The following is a 13,589-nucleotide window of genomic DNA, read 5'->3' as shown; positions in this document are numbered from 1 at the left end:
CTCCCGTTTGAATTACTGGAACGACAGACAGTGACCCATTCATACAGGAGAATTAACCGTGGATCACACTACAGCTAGAATAGTTATTGCAGCCGTCATCATCGGCGCAGGATTTGGCGTAGCAAACGCCAAAGAACGTGGTTTCGACCACGAACCGGTCAGCTTCGAAACTCTCGACGTTGATGGCAGCGGCGAAATCGACATGGCAGATCTGGACGCGCTGAAAGCTCAGCGTTTTGCCGAAATCGACACTGACAGCGACGGACAGGTGTCCGAGGCGGAATTCCTTGCCCATGCTGAAGCCAAAGGCAACGAGCGAGCAACCAAAATGTTCTCGCGGCTTGATGCAGACGACGATGGGTTCCTGTCGCGTGATGTGCTGGAAAATCGCGGCCGCGGTGGCTTCGGCGAACGCATGATAAGCCGTGCCGATACCGACGACTCAGGTGGCATCAACGCTGAAGAATTCGAAGTCATGCAGGAACGCATGGCCGAACATCGCGGCAAAAAAGGCAAGCGTAAAGGATCAAGAACCGAATGATCGGAGCTGCGCCGGATTGCTCCCGTAGCACTCCGGCGTTACTTCCGTTCTGTGTCCATGTTGCAGGAAGCCATTCCATCCGCCGACGACAGCATCAGCGATCAGGTATTGCTGGTGGCGGTCGGCAATGGCGACGCAAGTGCGGCGCGCCTTTTGGTGTCCCGATTGGCCCCGCGCCTGTTCAATCAGGCATGGCGACTTCTCGGCGATCGGGCCGAGGCCGAAGACGCAGTTCAGGAAACACTACTGAAATTATGGAAAATCGCACCGGACTGGCGACAAGACGAAGCAAAAGTGTCGACCTGGTGCTACCGGGTTCTGGCCAACCACTGCACAGACCGGCTGCGCGCCCGTCGCCCATCGGTCGATCTGGATGCCATCGCCGAACCCGAGGCCGATCTGAAATCAGCGGTGGCGCGCATGACCGAAACAGCCAGAAACGATGCACTGAACACAGCCCTGCTAACTTTGCCCGACCGGCAACGACAGGCCGTGGTTTTGCGCCACATCGAAGAGCTTACCAATCCGGAGATCGCCGAGATCATGGACATAAGCGTTGAAGCCGTTGAAAGTCTGACCGCGCGTGGAAAACGCACTCTCGCAGCGGCCCTGAAGGGCAGACGCGATGAACTGGGGTACGAAGATGACTGAGAAACACCAAAGGGACGACGACGCGCTGGACGCCATGTTCGGCGCCGCACGCTCGAATTCGCCGGACTTGGGAACCGACTTTATGGCTCGTCTTATGGTAGACGCCGAAGTGGCGGTCGCTCCGCCGCGCCAGGTCTTATCGTCCGAACAAGTAAAAGGCCCGTCCTTTTGGTCAAGACTCGCCGCCACTTGGCTCCCGGCATCTGGGTTGACGGCGGCAACCGTCATGGGCGTATGGATCGGGCTGGCTCTGCCGGAATCACAATTGGCAGACAGCTTTCTGACCGGCACAACTACCGAAATCGATTTAAGTTCGTTCCTGCCGGGCGCTGATCTCAGTCAGTTCACAGCATTGGAGGTCGACGGATGACCGACAACCCTCAGGCCCCGCCAAAGAGGCGCTGGCTAATGCCGCTCTTTCTGGTTTCGATGGCACTCAATCTACTAATCGTGGGTATAGCCGCCGGTTGGATGTTTTCGGCCAAAGGCCCAAGCAAGGGTGAACGCATCAGCGGCCCATCCCGGTCTCTCATTGGCGAACCATTCGTCCGCGCCTTGTCCAAGGAAGATCGCGAAAGCCTGATCAAATCCATACGGTCGAACCAGGACCGCCTTCGTGAAAACCGTAAGGCACTGAAAACGCGGTTTGAGTCTTTTCTCATCGCCGTAACCGCTAATCCGTTTGATGCCGACGCAGTGCGGGAACTTTTAGGCGCACAGCGCAGCGTCGCGGTGAACCGTCAGGAAATCGGGGAAACTCTTTTAATAGAGCGCCTTTCGTCCATGAACTTGGAACAGCGCCAGGAGTACGCCGCGCGATTGTCGCGATCTTTGCGTCACCTCAGGCGCGATTAACAGCCATTTCAACCCGATTCCGCCCAGATGCCTTGGCGGCATAAAGCGCCGAGTCAGCCATCCGCAACAACCGGTTCGCAACACGTTTGGTGCTTTTGGCCGCTATTCGATCTGTCGACGGCGCGCAATTCGCATGACGTTCTGCCAACGGTCGCAATCCGCTAACAGTAACTCCAATACTAACGGTCACATCAATCTTCTGATCGTCACTTAGTCGGATAGGTGTATCGCAAGTTCGGGACCGCAACCGGTTCGCCGCCAGTTCGGCCAGATCAGAATTTGTGCCCGGAAGAACCACCAGAAACTCTTCGCCACCAAAGCGCGCCACCAGATCAACTGACCGCAAATTCTTGCGCATGCGTTTGGCGACCGCCTTCAATACGGCATCACCTGCGGCATGTCCCAGTGAATCATTGATGCCCTTGAAATGGTCAATGTCCACCATCATCAGTGTGAAGGGCTGGCGCGTGGTTTCTGCGGCGGCGATGGTATCTGACAAATATGCTTCGGCGTAACGGCGATTGAAGAGGTTCGTCAGGGTGTCAGTGACGGCCAACTGAAGCCCGCTCTCGGACATCTGCCTTAAAGCGTCACTCGCAGCCTTACGTTCCAATAGGTTCTCCACGCGCATCACCAGTTCCTCACCTAAAGCGTTGCAGTCCACCACATCCGACGCACCGCTATCCAGGGCAAGAATAGCAGCGTCCACATCGTCGCTTTCGTGCGTGACCAGAACCGATGCATGGCGTGTATGGTCACGCGCGCGCAATTCCGGCAACGTACCCAGCATCCGCATTTTGGGCTGACATGCTCCGTCCAGAACAAAGGCATCAATGGCCGGGCTGTCAGAGGACAAAGCCATCGCTTCCGCAGCAGTCAGCAAAGTTAGGTTTTGCCCGAACTTTTCGACCAAAGCGGAATTCCCTGGAATACAATTAGGATCTTCGGCAACTAAGGCAACGCGACCTGCGCGCCGAAAAACAGTGGCCTCTTCGGCAAATCCAAGAGAAGCAGCCGCCGACTTTCGGCGCAGTATTTCACGCGCGCCCCCGGCCTCGCGTAATACATTTCGCATCCGCGCTAATAGTAGACAGTCCGGACAAGGATAACCCAACAATTCCCGCGCACCGGATCGCAGCGCATCCAGCCGTCGCTCCGGCGTGCCATCTGGGTCGATGCAAATCACGGGCACCGTGGCGTTTTGAAATGATACGACCCCCGCTTCCCGCAATAGTTCCATAATGTGGGTTGGCCCGATGGCACCCACTCCAGCAAGAATGACATCCGGTCTTTGCTGCTTAGTCGCGCGGGCTGCCTCATCCACGCTTACAGCCGTCGCAACATGATACTGGCTCGCCGACAGAAGCGACGAAAGTAACATGCGCGTCGTTGGCACGTGATCAATGACCAGAATCCGGCTCGACACGTTTCACCTCAATTTGTTTACAATTATTGCTTCCCGGTTCAGTCTTTGCTCAGAAGCGTTAAGAAATGCTTTCCAAGAGAGGTTCCATGACACCGCTTTCGCAAGATTCCGCTGAAGTCATTGCAATTGAAGCATTATCCTGGCTGGCGGGGACCGATGACCTGTTCACGATCTTCATGGGTTCAACTGGAACTTCCGCCGTAGACGTGCGAACACGCGCTCAGGACCCGGAATTTCTGGCCTCGGTGCTGGATTTTCTACTGATGGATGACGCCTGGATATCGGCGTTTTGCGCAGCCGAGAACTATGATCCGGACTTTCCCATGCGGGCACGTGCCGCGCTGCCCGGCGGAGCCCAGGTTAGCTGGACCTGATTCAAATCGCCAAAAAACTTATGCTGATTTGCGACGCTTTACGGCTGATTTTTGCGGAGCGTTACTGTCGATAAAATCCAACACCAGCGGACGGATATTGTTCCGCCAGCTCTTGCCCGCAAATATCCCATAGTGTCCGGCGCCGGGCTCCAGATGCGCAGCTTTCTTGCTGTCCGGTAATCCGGTCAACAGATCCAAGGCCGCCAGACACTGTCCGGGGGCGCTGATATCATCCCGCTCGCCTTCAACCACCTTTACGGCGACATCACTGATGGAACCGATGTCGATCTCGGTGCCTTCAACGACAAAAGCATTCCGGGCAATTTCACGATCTTTGAAAATGCGTTCAACTGTCGACAAGTAAAATTCCGCAGTCATATCCATGACCGCCAAATACTCGTCATAAAACCGATTGTGTTTGTCGTGGTCACCCGCCTGCCCTTTGGCAACGCGCATGATCTGATCAGAAAACGCAGTTGTATGCGTTTCAGAGTTCATCGACATAAACGACGCCAGTTGCAGTAATCCTGGGTAAACTTTGCGCCCGACACCGGCGTATTTGAACCCAACACGCTGTATGATGAACTGCTCAAGCTGGCCCATTGTCACCCGCCGCCCAAAGTCCGTCACATCCGACGGCGCGGCATCAGGGTCGATAGGTCCGCCGATCAACGTCAACGTTCGCGGTTGTGATTTTGGCTTTTCGGCCGCCAGCAACGCAGTTGCGGCCAACGCCAGCGGTGCTGGCTGACAAACTGCAATGACATTCAAGTCAGACCCCAAATGATCCATGAAGTCCGCCAGATACCGAGTGTAATCTTCGATATCGAACTTGCCGACGCTCACCGGAATATCGCGCGCATTGTGCCAGTCGGTGATCCACACTTCTGCATCTGGCAAAAGGCTTTGAACAGTTGAGCGTAACAAAGTTGCATAGTGTCCCGACATCGGCGCCACCAACAGAATGCGACGCTTCTTTTCCGGCCGCCCCTGAACATTGAACCGAATGAGGTCGCCAAATGGCCGCTCCACCTCGATATCAACTGACACCAGATGATCGCGCCCGTCAGCCGCGACGACAGAATCAATTCCCCAGTCCGGCTTGGCGACCATTCGTGAAAAACTGCGTTCCGTCACTTCACCCCAGGCGGCCATCATTTTGAAAGCAGGATTGGGAACAACGCCCCACATGGGGTAAGATGCCATTGCCTGTGCGGTCGCACCGGCCCACTGATTGGTGGTGCGGATGGTCTCCATGAGGTCGTAAGTCATCATATGCCGCATGAGCATGCCTTTCGCCCGCCGAGCCAAAACGTCGCTTTGACCGAAATGGTTCAGGGACGTAAAGGTACAATTACCGTGCAGCATGATTATGCTGCAACTGCAAACTAGGCGCGAAAAACCGTTATGACAACTAAAGATACCGATTTACCTGTCGATCTTGAGCGTCTGAATGATAATTTGGCGCGAATTGAAGAGTTATCCCAGCGGATGACCGAAGCTATGTCGCGCAAAAATCCGACCAATCCCGGCCTCGAAGGGCCAGGCCAGGACCTTTATGCAAAGGCAGCGGGCGCGTATTTCTCGGAAATGGCGGCAAACCCTGCGAAACTGATGGAACAACAGGTCGGCTATTGGGGCAAAGCCCTACAACACTATGCAGAAGTGCAACAGAATCTGAGCAAGGGTTCACTGGAATCAGTTGAAGACACTCAAACCAAGGATCGCCGTTTTGCCGATCCCATGTGGGAAACCAACCCATTTTTTAACTTCATTAGACAGCAATATCAGATGTCCGCTGAAGCCGTGACCGAGACGGTTGAAGCTCTTGATGATCTCGAAGACCAGGACAAAAAGCGACTTCGCTACTTCAGCCGCCAGATCATCGACATGATGAGTCCGACCAACTTCCTGGGCACAAATCCAACGGCTCTGAACAAAGCGCTTGAAACCAACGGCCAAAGCCTTGTCGACGGGCTTGAGAACCTCGTGCGCGATCTGGAAACCAACGACGGCGAAATGGCAGTAACTCTGGCGGACAAAAGCGCGTTCACGGTTGGCGAAAACATCGCATCGACTGATGGATCTGTTGTCTTCCGCAATGAAATCTTCGAGCTGATCCAATATGCGCCGCTGACCGAAACGGTTCACAAGATACCGCTGATCATCTTTCCGCCCTGGATCAACAAGTTCTATGTGCTCGATCTGAAACCTAAAAACAGTTTCATTCGATGGGCAGTAGAACAGGGCTATACTGTCTATGTGGTCAGTTGGAAGAACCCCGACGCAAGCTATCGGAATTTCCGATTGGATGACTACGTCGACAAAGGCTACCTGACTGCAATTGAACAGGTCAAAGCGATCACCGGTGAAAAACAGGTCAATGCTATCGGCTATTGCATCGCCGGCACCACCTTGTCGCTGACGCTGGGCGTACTGCAGAAACGCGGCGACAAATCGGTAAAGTCAGCCACGTTCTTCACCACGCTCACTGATTTTTCCGATCAGGGCGAAGTCGGCGTTTTCCTTTCCAACGATTTCGTCGACTCGATCGAAGCCGAAGGCATTCTCGACAAAAAGATCATGTCGCGCACCTTTAGCTTCCTGCGGTCCAACGATCTGATCTATGGCCCGGCCATCCGCAGCTACATGCTGGGCGAAGCGCCCCCCGCGTTTGATCTGCTGTACTGGAATGGCGACGGCACAAACCTGCCCGGGACCATGGCCATGCAATATCTGCGCGGCCTTTGTCAGGAGAACAGATTTGCAACCGAAGGGTTCGAAATTCTTGGCGAAACTGTTCGCCTCAGCGACGTAAAGATCCCACTTTGTGCCATCGCCTGCGAGACGGATCACATTGCCGCGTGGGATACCAGCTATCGTGGAATTCAACAGATGGGCAGCAAGTCAAAGACTTTCTTGCTGTCTGAAAGCGGCCATATCGCCGGGATCATTAATCCCCCATCCAAAAAGAAATACGGCCATTACACCAATGACGACTGGGCACTTGCCCCCGAAGATTGGCGTGAAAGTGCGGATTTCCACGAAGGGTCATGGTGGCCTAAATGGGACGAATGGCTGTCATCGCGGTCTGGAAAACAGGTTCCGGCGCGGACTCCTGGGGCCAAAAAGGCTTACCCTGTGTTGTGTGCAGCACCTGGAAAATATGTGTCCGAGACACCGAAATCATCCTAACTATCTGATTTTAAAATATAATAAAAATTGCTGCAATGCAGCAAAAACAATTGATTTGCTGCATTGCAGCATCTATATCCTTTGCAGACGCAGAAAAGCGGCCGCCACGACCGCGCATATTTAGGATAGAGACCAATGGCTAAAGCTTCGAACGACTACACAAAGATGATGAAAGACATGATGGGTGCATTTCCGGTCGACATGACTGCAATGCAGGACACCTTCAAAAACCAGGCAGCTCTCGCCGACAAAATGTCGAAAGTTGTCTTGGAAGCCGCAGAGAAATCCACAGTGATCTCCGCTGGCTGGGCAACAACCACAATCGGCAAAATCGGTTCGGTTACAACTGCCAAAGAAGACCCTGCAGATTACACCAAAGCAATCACTGACTTTGCTTCCGCTCAGGCTGAAACAAGCGCCGAATCCATGGCTGCTTTCGCCGAAGTTGCCAAAAAAGTTCAGATGGAAACTGTTGAACTGATGATGGCCGCTGGCAAAGACATCAGCGACGACACATCGGCTGCTGTTAAGAAAGCAACCAACGACCTGACAGCTGCTGCTAAGAAAGCCGCTGCTGCCAAGTAAGTCATACCGATTGCCAACTCCTCCCTGTTGGTAACATTAACTAGCGGGCCCTTTGCGGCCCGCTTTTTTTATGCAGCGTTCGACGTTGACAAATACGCTGCCACGATGCCTTCAAGCGTGCTGTAGGAAACTGGCTTTTCCACAAATTCAAAGTCGTCCAGCGCCGATGTCAGCTCCCATCGGCTATAGCCCGACATAAAGACAACTTTCCCGCCCAGGGCTGCGATGCGAGAACCAGTTGCGACGCTGGATATTCCACCGCCAAGCCCAACATCCAAAAGCGCGAGCTCGATGTGGATTTGCCCAAGAATTGCTTCTACACCTTCGATATCATACGCGACGTATGCATCGACGCATCCAAGATCGATAAATGCTTCCGCCAATTCGTCCGCGATTGACTTGTTATCATCCAGACACAGCACCCTAGGTCCGGAAAGAACTTGGGTCTGCCCTAACCGGGCGCCAGGGAAAGCCATTGTTAACGTCCGTTGCGAAAAGACGGCGTCAGCATAGCGCGACGCAGCACAATTTATTAGTGCTATCTGGAAGTTAATACAATTTTAAGTTACATCAAAGGATAAGCCGACGTCAGCGTGCCAGCTGGCGATCTGAAAGATTCCTATTTCCAGGCCCGACGCACCCTGCCCTAAGTTCCTTCAACTACAATCGCAACGCTTTCTGCGTTCCGCTTTCGAATATCCGCAACTTCTTGATATCGTGAGTCATTATAGGCAATCTTCGCTTGCTCATACGATGGAAACTCAATCACAACGTGCCGGTCAAAAGTGTCGCCTTCTGGGACTTCGCACTGTCCACCACGGACCAGAAACCGGCCTCCCAGCCCCTCAATAATCGGTGTGTCTTTTTCAACATATTCCTTGTACGCCTCAGCGTTATTCACCGTTACGTGCAAGATCCAATAGCCCTTTGCCATCCAAGCGATTCCCTTAAAAACTGTGTTTCTGTTCGTTCCGGCAAACGCTACCTCTGCACCTCGATGCCAACAAGGCCAGAACACGAAACACCTTTGCTTGTCGTATCGCTGTTTTCCGGCATGGCCTTGCCCCACAAGGTCTTGCCTGTTCTAGTCCTGACGTATGAGCAACTATGACCTAATCCTGCGAAATGGCCGGGTGCTGACGGCGACAACCAATGACTCCCAGGACATCGCAATCCGCAACGGCAAAATCGCTGATATTGGCCAGATCGATGCCCATGCCGATACCGAGATTGACGCGACCAACAAGGTCATCACCCCCGGCGGCGTCGACGCGCACGCCCACATCGAGCAAATGTCCGGAATGGGCCTGATGAACGCGGACACTTTTGAAACCGCCACACGGTCAGCGGCACTGGGCGGCACAACATCGGTGATCAGCTTTGCGCCCCAAACCATGGGCATAACACTTCGGGCCGCTGTTGCCGACTACGCGGCGCGCGCGCGCCGTGGGGCCAGCATCGATCACGCTTTTCATATCATCCTGAACGATCTCGCCGAACCAAATGTCATAAAAGACCTTGGAAACCTCATTGCCGCTGGCCACCGCTCGATCAAGATTTTCACAACCTACAACATCAAACTCTCTGACCGTGACATCTGCGATGTGCTGGCCGTAGCCCGCGAAGCCGAGGCTCTTGTTTGTGTGCACGCTGAAAACGACGGGCTTATTGGCTGGACGAAATCTGCACTTCTGGCCAATGGTAAAACACAGCCAAAGCATCACGCCATTTCCCACCCTCGCTTGGCCGAGATTGAAGCCGTCGACCGCCTGATCCGATTTGCGGAGTATTTCGCAACACCTGTCATGTTATTCCACATTTCGACCCACGAAGCCGTCGCAAGCATCCGCGCCGCTCGGGCACGGGGCGTTCCGGTTTGGGCGGAAACCTGTCCCCATTATCTTTTCATGACCGATGCTGCTCTGGAAAAGCCAGGACTGGACGGAGCGAAATGGATGTGCTCGCCGCCACAACGCACCCAAGATGACCAGATTGCACTGTTTGACGGCCTTGCGGACGGCACTCTTGATCTGGTGTCCTCTGACCACGCGCCCTATCGCTTTGACGACACAGGAAAACTGTCCAACGGTCCAAAAAGCACCTTCGCCGAAATAGCCAACGGATTGCCCGGACTTGAGGTGCGCATGCCACTTATGTTTGACGCCATGCAACGCGGGAAAATCACCTCGCAGCAGTTCGTAACCCTTTGCTGCACAGCGCCCGCCCAGATCCACGGCCTGGCCAACAAAGGCGACATCGCCATTGGATACGACGCCGATCTGGTCATTTGGGAACCAGACGCACAATCGACTTATGGTGACAACGACCTCGGCGACAACGTCGGCTATAACCCCTGGCATGGCCGCCAGCGCATCGGCCAGGTGGACTCTGTCTACCTGCGCGGCACACCCGTTGTATCCGACGGCGCATTTGTTGGCTCGCCCGGTAGCGGCCAGTGGCTAAGCCGTGATCGAATGGGAGTCACAACAGATGCCGCCCCAGCCGACGAATACACCGCCGCAATCTCATAACGCTCGCCCAGCATTCAAACTCCTCGAAATTTGTCGCAAGGAAGGTGTTGCCATGGCCGCCCACCAAACTAACGTGATCGCAACCCACCAACCGGAGCCGACATATGCTTGACGAAACCGCCAAGGGCGTCTTCACCATCGCCGCAACGCCCTTTCAACCTGATGGATCGTTGGACGTCGCAAGCCTCGACAGCATGACCGATTTCTATCTGGAGCGCGGGGCCACCGGTCTGACGATCCTTGGCATCATGGGTGAAGCCGGCAAGTTGTCTGCCGAGGAAAGTGCCACAGTCATCAAGCAGGTCTGCGCCCGCGCCACGGTGCCTGTCATTGTCGGCGTCTCGGCACCCGGCTTCGCGGCAATTGAATCCTTGACCAACGTCGCAATGGATAAAGGCGCTGCTGGCGTAATGATCGCGCCACCCGGCAACCTGCGCACTGATGCTCAGATCGCAGGTTACTACCGCACGCTTGGCCAAAAACTTGGATCGACACCTTGGGTTATTCAGGACTTTCCCCAGGTCACCAATGTTCAGATCGACACCCGCGTCATCCTTCAAATCGTCGAAGAGAACCCGTCATGCGTGATGCTAAAACACGAGGACTGGCCGGGCTTGGAAAAGATTGCCGCTTTGCGTGCCGCTTCGGATAATGGTGCACGCCGGATATCAATCCTGTGCGGAAATGGTGGTCAGTTTTTATTGGAAGAGATGTTGCGCGGTGCGGACGGCGCAATGACCGGCTTTGCCTACCCCGAAATGATGCGCGATGTTACGACCTTGATGAAAAGCGGTAACGAAATTGCGGCCCGAAATATCTTTGACGCTTACTTGCCGCTCATTCGGTACGAAAGCCAACCGGGTCTGGGCCTTGCCATTCGCAAGTATATCCTCGCCAAGCGCGGGGCTATTGCTCATGCCGCAGTCCGGGCTCCGGGGCCAAAACTCAGCACCGCCAGCATTGCTGAAATCGAAACATTGATCGCGCGCCAGACCGAACGCCTGAACCGTGCTTGAAAGATAACAGGCGCTTCCGACGCAATGCGGTCGGGCAACCGGGTCTCACCCAAGCAATTTTCACACCCAACGCGGCAACCGACGCTTTTCTTAAATCCAAACACAACATATAGTGCCGCCAATCGGCAAAGATATTGAATCGCCGCAAGATCAGAGGCAGCAGTGGCCCACATAATCGTCGTAGGAAACGAAAAAGGCGGCGCGGGGAAATCCACCGTGTCGATGCACATCGCGACCGCATTGGTCCGCATGGGGCACCTAGTCGGAGTGTTGGACCTTGACCTGAGACAGCGCAGTTTTGGGCGATATGTCGAAAACCGGCGCATATTCGTCGAAGCCGAAAATCTGAACTTGCCCAGCCCGATCTACCGCGAACTTCCCAACATTCGCCCCGACAGCCTGGAACCCGGCGAAAACGTCTACGATCAACGCCTGTCGGCGGCAGTAACTGGCCTGGAGCGCGAAGTAGAATTCATCCTGATTGATTGTCCGGGGTCCCATACCCGCCTCAGTCAGGTTGCCCATTCGCTGGCCGACACGCTGGTTACGCCGCTGAACGACAGCTTCGTCGATTTCGACCTCCTCGCCAAAATTGACACGCGCGCCAACAAAATCCTTGGGCCTTCGGTGTATTCTGAAATGGTCTGGAACGCCCGCCAGTTACGTGCCCAGGCTGGCCTCGACCCCATCGATTGGGTTGTCGTCCGCAACCGCGTGGGCGCGCAACAGATGCACAATAAAAAGAAAATGGCTCAGGCTGTGGATGCGCTTGCCAAACGCATTGGGTTCCGCGTCGCACCTGGATTTTCCGAACGCGTTATTTTCCGCGAACTTTTCCCGCGCGGCTTAACCCTTCTCGATCTGAAAGACATTGGCATTCAAAACCTGAACCTATCCAACGTCGCTGCCCGTCAGGAATTGCGCGAGCTGGTGAAAGAGCTCCACCTGCCCGGTGTCACTGTCGACTTCTGATCCTGTTCACCGCCGAAGTGATCCTGTCGGAAACCACGCGCCCCTGACGCTTTTTGGGCTTTTCGGCGAATAATAGATCGTCCTGGCTGGCAAGGGGCTGAAAGAATAGCCCGGCCCGAAGCCCACTTAGATCGCCGACCTCGTGATCGACCGCACGGGAAACTGGTTGAGATACCTCTTTCGAACGCAATCCCGGCAAAAATCCCCACACTATCAGGGCACCACCCAGACCTATCGACATAAGCCCCAGCATTGTCAGAAACGCGATCTGACGGTCAAAATCCGGGGCCGCATATATCACATCCCGCGAAATCACATAGGGCGCGATCAACGCAACCGGCACCTCGCCAGCAATCTCAGTGACCGCTTCGTCAAATCTGGCACCGAGAATGGGCGTTTCCCAGATCATGCGATCAAATCGCGCTCCACGCACAGCGATAAGTTTCCGATCAAATCCCGAACCCAGATATGTCAATCCGTATCCATCCAGCCAATTCGGCAATGCTGGTCTTTCGGCCAGATCAAATATCAGCATGGCGACCGGTGCAACATCCTGATCCGCCGCTCCACGAGCGACAGGACGATGCGGCGTACTTACGTCGGCTTTGGCCGCAATGTTGTGTTGATACTCTAGTGCCCGAGCACGGCTACCTGCCCCCACGGCGTAAACGGGCAACATTGCAACTGATCGGCCCAGCTTGCTTTGTTCGGCATCCAGAACAACAATCTGATCGGGATCGGCCTCAACCAAAACATGCACTTCGTCCAGCAGATTGGTGTCATCAGAACCGTCGAAATTCTGAATCATGACCGGATCAGGAACATCCATCTTGGAGGCCAATAAATTGTCAGCCACTGCCTGATCGCGATGATACCCCAACACACTGGCCCCAACTATCAGCAACGCGCCCGTGGCAAGCCACAAACGCGGTGATCTAATCTTGTTGGACAATCCCAAATTCACCTGCCGACCCTTGCCTTCCCGCCTGTGCACCTCTTTTCTCGACGAAATCGGTGGCATGATCATGGCGCAATCAGGGTCTATTGTCCGCACACAAGAGACAGTGTGTTCACACCCAAGGGGCCAAAACGATCATTTCCTGTGCTATGTGTCGGCTCACGCGCAAATCAGGGCAAAGTCGTGTCAAACAACCACGCCGAAGCTATCGCTTTCGCTTTATTGTCGACGTTAGACAGGCAAACCCTTTGATCTCTCTTACGCCCCACCCATCCACCATCGACCCGCACCACATGCCCATGCAAGTAGTCCAACGCTTTTGAGGCGAAAAAACACCGCTGGACCCGCAAAGTTGATTGGCTTGCCCCACCGGCCCGCAGGACTCCTTAAAAGGATTACGCAGGCTCCTCACCGCCGCACATCACACTCGCCCTGACCCGGGCCTGCTCAAATAGCCCACCACTGAGTCAGGCGCAAAATCCGGC

At 54.7% G+C, this 13,589-nt stretch carries 15 protein-coding genes; 10 read left to right on the top strand and 5 right to left on the bottom strand.

All coding sequences use genetic code 11. The features are described from left to right. Nucleotides 1-58 precede the first annotated feature (58 nt). Genes GKR98_00905 through GKR98_00890 form a run of 4 tightly spaced genes read left to right on the top strand, consistent with a single transcriptional unit; the run spans nucleotide 59 to nucleotide 2,047 of the window. Entirely contained in the window at nucleotides 59-541 is a 483-nt protein-coding gene (locus GKR98_00905) for a calcium-binding protein (protein ID QMU56891.1), read from the top strand. A gap of 57 nt (nucleotides 542-598) precedes the next feature. Beyond that, nucleotides 599-1,192: an RNA polymerase sigma factor gene (locus GKR98_00900; protein QMU56890.1), complete on the top strand. Its 594-nt coding sequence runs from the start codon at nucleotides 599-601 to the stop codon at nucleotides 1,190-1,192. Next, nucleotides 1,185-1,562, top strand: coding sequence for a hypothetical protein (locus tag GKR98_00895; protein ID QMU56889.1), 378 nt, complete (start codon nucleotides 1,185-1,187; stop codon nucleotides 1,560-1,562). The genes GKR98_00900 and GKR98_00895 overlap by 8 nt, the downstream gene beginning before the upstream one ends. Beyond that, nucleotides 1,559-2,047 (top strand): periplasmic heavy metal sensor, encoded by a 489-nt coding sequence (locus tag GKR98_00890; GenBank protein ID QMU56888.1) that lies wholly within the window; start codon nucleotides 1,559-1,561, stop codon nucleotides 2,045-2,047. The genes GKR98_00895 and GKR98_00890 overlap by 4 nt, the downstream gene beginning before the upstream one ends. Here the strand turns inward: GKR98_00890 and GKR98_00885 are convergent. Continuing rightward, nucleotides 2,034-3,473 carry a diguanylate cyclase gene (locus tag GKR98_00885; GenBank protein ID QMU56887.1) on the bottom strand — a complete coding sequence of 480 codons (1,440 nt, stop codon included), beginning with the start codon at nucleotides 3,471-3,473 and terminating at the stop codon, nucleotides 2,034-2,036. The two genes, GKR98_00890 and GKR98_00885, sit on opposite strands and share 14 nt — an antisense overlap. 86 nt (nucleotides 3,474-3,559) lie before the next feature. On the opposite strand from GKR98_00885, the gene GKR98_00880 reads away from it, so the two are divergent. Next, nucleotides 3,560-3,847 carry a DUF3572 family protein gene (locus tag GKR98_00880; GenBank protein QMU56886.1) on the top strand — a complete coding sequence of 96 codons (288 nt, stop codon included), beginning with the start codon at nucleotides 3,560-3,562 and terminating at the stop codon, nucleotides 3,845-3,847. 18 nt (nucleotides 3,848-3,865) lie between these two features. Here the strand turns inward: GKR98_00880 and phaZ are convergent, their stop codons facing one another. After that, the gene (gene phaZ, locus GKR98_00875) at nucleotides 3,866-5,131 is read right to left on the bottom strand and encodes a polyhydroxyalkanoate depolymerase (GenBank protein ID QMU59920.1); all 1,266 of its coding nucleotides are present in this window, start codon (nucleotides 5,129-5,131) and stop codon (nucleotides 3,866-3,868) included. A 123-nt stretch (nucleotides 5,132-5,254) separates the two neighbouring features. On the opposite strand from phaZ, the gene phaC reads away from it, so the two are divergent. Both phaC and GKR98_00865 read left to right on the top strand, forming a co-directional pair. Next, entirely contained in the window at nucleotides 5,255-7,042 is a 1,788-nt protein-coding gene (phaC, locus tag GKR98_00870) for a class I poly(R)-hydroxyalkanoic acid synthase (GenBank protein ID QMU56885.1), read from the top strand. Between the two features lie 135 nt (nucleotides 7,043-7,177). Continuing rightward, nucleotides 7,178-7,627, top strand: coding sequence for a phasin, PhaP (locus tag GKR98_00865; protein QMU56884.1), 450 nt, complete (start codon nucleotides 7,178-7,180; stop codon nucleotides 7,625-7,627). A 68-nt stretch (nucleotides 7,628-7,695) separates the two neighbouring features. Here the strand turns inward: GKR98_00865 and GKR98_00860 are convergent, their stop codons facing one another. Together GKR98_00860 and GKR98_00855 are read right to left on the bottom strand one after the other, a co-directional pair. Next, nucleotides 7,696-8,103 carry a hypothetical protein gene (locus GKR98_00860; GenBank protein QMU56883.1) on the bottom strand — a complete coding sequence of 136 codons (408 nt, stop codon included), beginning with the start codon at nucleotides 8,101-8,103 and terminating at the stop codon, nucleotides 7,696-7,698. A 170-nt stretch (nucleotides 8,104-8,273) separates the two neighbouring features. Next, a complete protein-coding gene (locus tag GKR98_00855; protein QMU56882.1) occupies nucleotides 8,274-8,561 on the bottom strand; it encodes a DUF1330 domain-containing protein in 288 nt (95 codons plus the stop codon). A gap of 163 nt (nucleotides 8,562-8,724) precedes the next feature. Between GKR98_00855 and hydA the strand changes: the two genes are divergently transcribed. The 3 genes from hydA (at nucleotide 8,725) to GKR98_00840 (ending at nucleotide 12,146) form a co-directional block, all read left to right on the top strand. Further along, nucleotides 8,725-10,158, top strand: a complete 1,434-nt coding sequence (gene hydA / locus GKR98_00850; protein QMU56881.1) for a dihydropyrimidinase — start codon at nucleotides 8,725-8,727, stop codon at nucleotides 10,156-10,158. Nucleotides 10,159-10,262: 104 nt separating this feature from the next. Beyond that, entirely contained in the window at nucleotides 10,263-11,174 is a 912-nt protein-coding gene (locus GKR98_00845; protein ID QMU56880.1) for a dihydrodipicolinate synthase family protein, read from the top strand. Nucleotides 11,175-11,336: 162 nt separating this feature from the next. Next, complete coding sequence (locus tag GKR98_00840) at nucleotides 11,337-12,146, top strand: AAA family ATPase (GenBank protein ID QMU56879.1); 810 nt, start codon at nucleotides 11,337-11,339, stop codon at nucleotides 12,144-12,146. On the opposite strand, the gene GKR98_00835 is transcribed toward GKR98_00840, so the two are convergent. Continuing rightward, nucleotides 12,130-13,173: a hypothetical protein gene (locus tag GKR98_00835; protein QMU56878.1), complete on the bottom strand. Its 1,044-nt coding sequence runs from the start codon at nucleotides 13,171-13,173 to the stop codon at nucleotides 12,130-12,132. The genes GKR98_00840 and GKR98_00835 overlap by 17 nt on opposite strands. Nucleotides 13,174-13,589 lie beyond the last annotated feature (416 nt).

Origin of the sequence: Boseongicola sp. (assembly GCA_014075275.1) — a bacterium.
In the GTDB taxonomy this organism is placed as follows: Bacteria; Pseudomonadota; Alphaproteobacteria; order Rhodobacterales; family Rhodobacteraceae.
This window is presented reverse-complemented; position numbering and strand designations above follow the sequence as displayed.

Excerpts from the sequence above, each read along its gene's own strand:
- GKR98_00860 (QMU56883.1), bottom strand. The coding sequence starts at position 8,103 with ATGGCTTTCCCTGGCGCCCGGTTAGGGCAGACCCAAGTTCTTTCCGGA.
- GKR98_00880 (QMU56886.1), top strand. The coding sequence starts at position 3,560 with ATGACACCGCTTTCGCAAGATTCCGCTGAAGTCATTGCAATTGAAGCA.
- GKR98_00895 (QMU56889.1), top strand. The coding sequence starts at position 1,185 with ATGACTGAGAAACACCAAAGGGACGACGACGCGCTGGACGCCATGTTC.
- GKR98_00890 (QMU56888.1), top strand. The coding sequence starts at position 1,559 with ATGACCGACAACCCTCAGGCCCCGCCAAAGAGGCGCTGGCTAATGCCG.
- hydA (QMU56881.1), top strand. The coding sequence starts at position 8,725 with ATGAGCAACTATGACCTAATCCTGCGAAATGGCCGGGTGCTGACGGCG.
- GKR98_00865 (QMU56884.1), top strand. The coding sequence starts at position 7,178 with ATGGCTAAAGCTTCGAACGACTACACAAAGATGATGAAAGACATGATG.
- phaZ (QMU59920.1), bottom strand. The coding sequence starts at position 5,131 with ATGCGGCATATGATGACTTACGACCTCATGGAGACCATCCGCACCACC.
- GKR98_00845 (QMU56880.1), top strand. The coding sequence starts at position 10,263 with ATGCTTGACGAAACCGCCAAGGGCGTCTTCACCATCGCCGCAACGCCC.
- phaC (QMU56885.1), top strand. The coding sequence starts at position 5,255 with ATGACAACTAAAGATACCGATTTACCTGTCGATCTTGAGCGTCTGAAT.
- GKR98_00835 (QMU56878.1), bottom strand. The coding sequence starts at position 13,173 with ATGATCATGCCACCGATTTCGTCGAGAAAAGAGGTGCACAGGCGGGAA.
- GKR98_00900 (QMU56890.1), top strand. The coding sequence starts at position 599 with ATGTTGCAGGAAGCCATTCCATCCGCCGACGACAGCATCAGCGATCAG.
- GKR98_00855 (QMU56882.1), bottom strand. The coding sequence starts at position 8,561 with ATGGCAAAGGGCTATTGGATCTTGCACGTAACGGTGAATAACGCTGAG.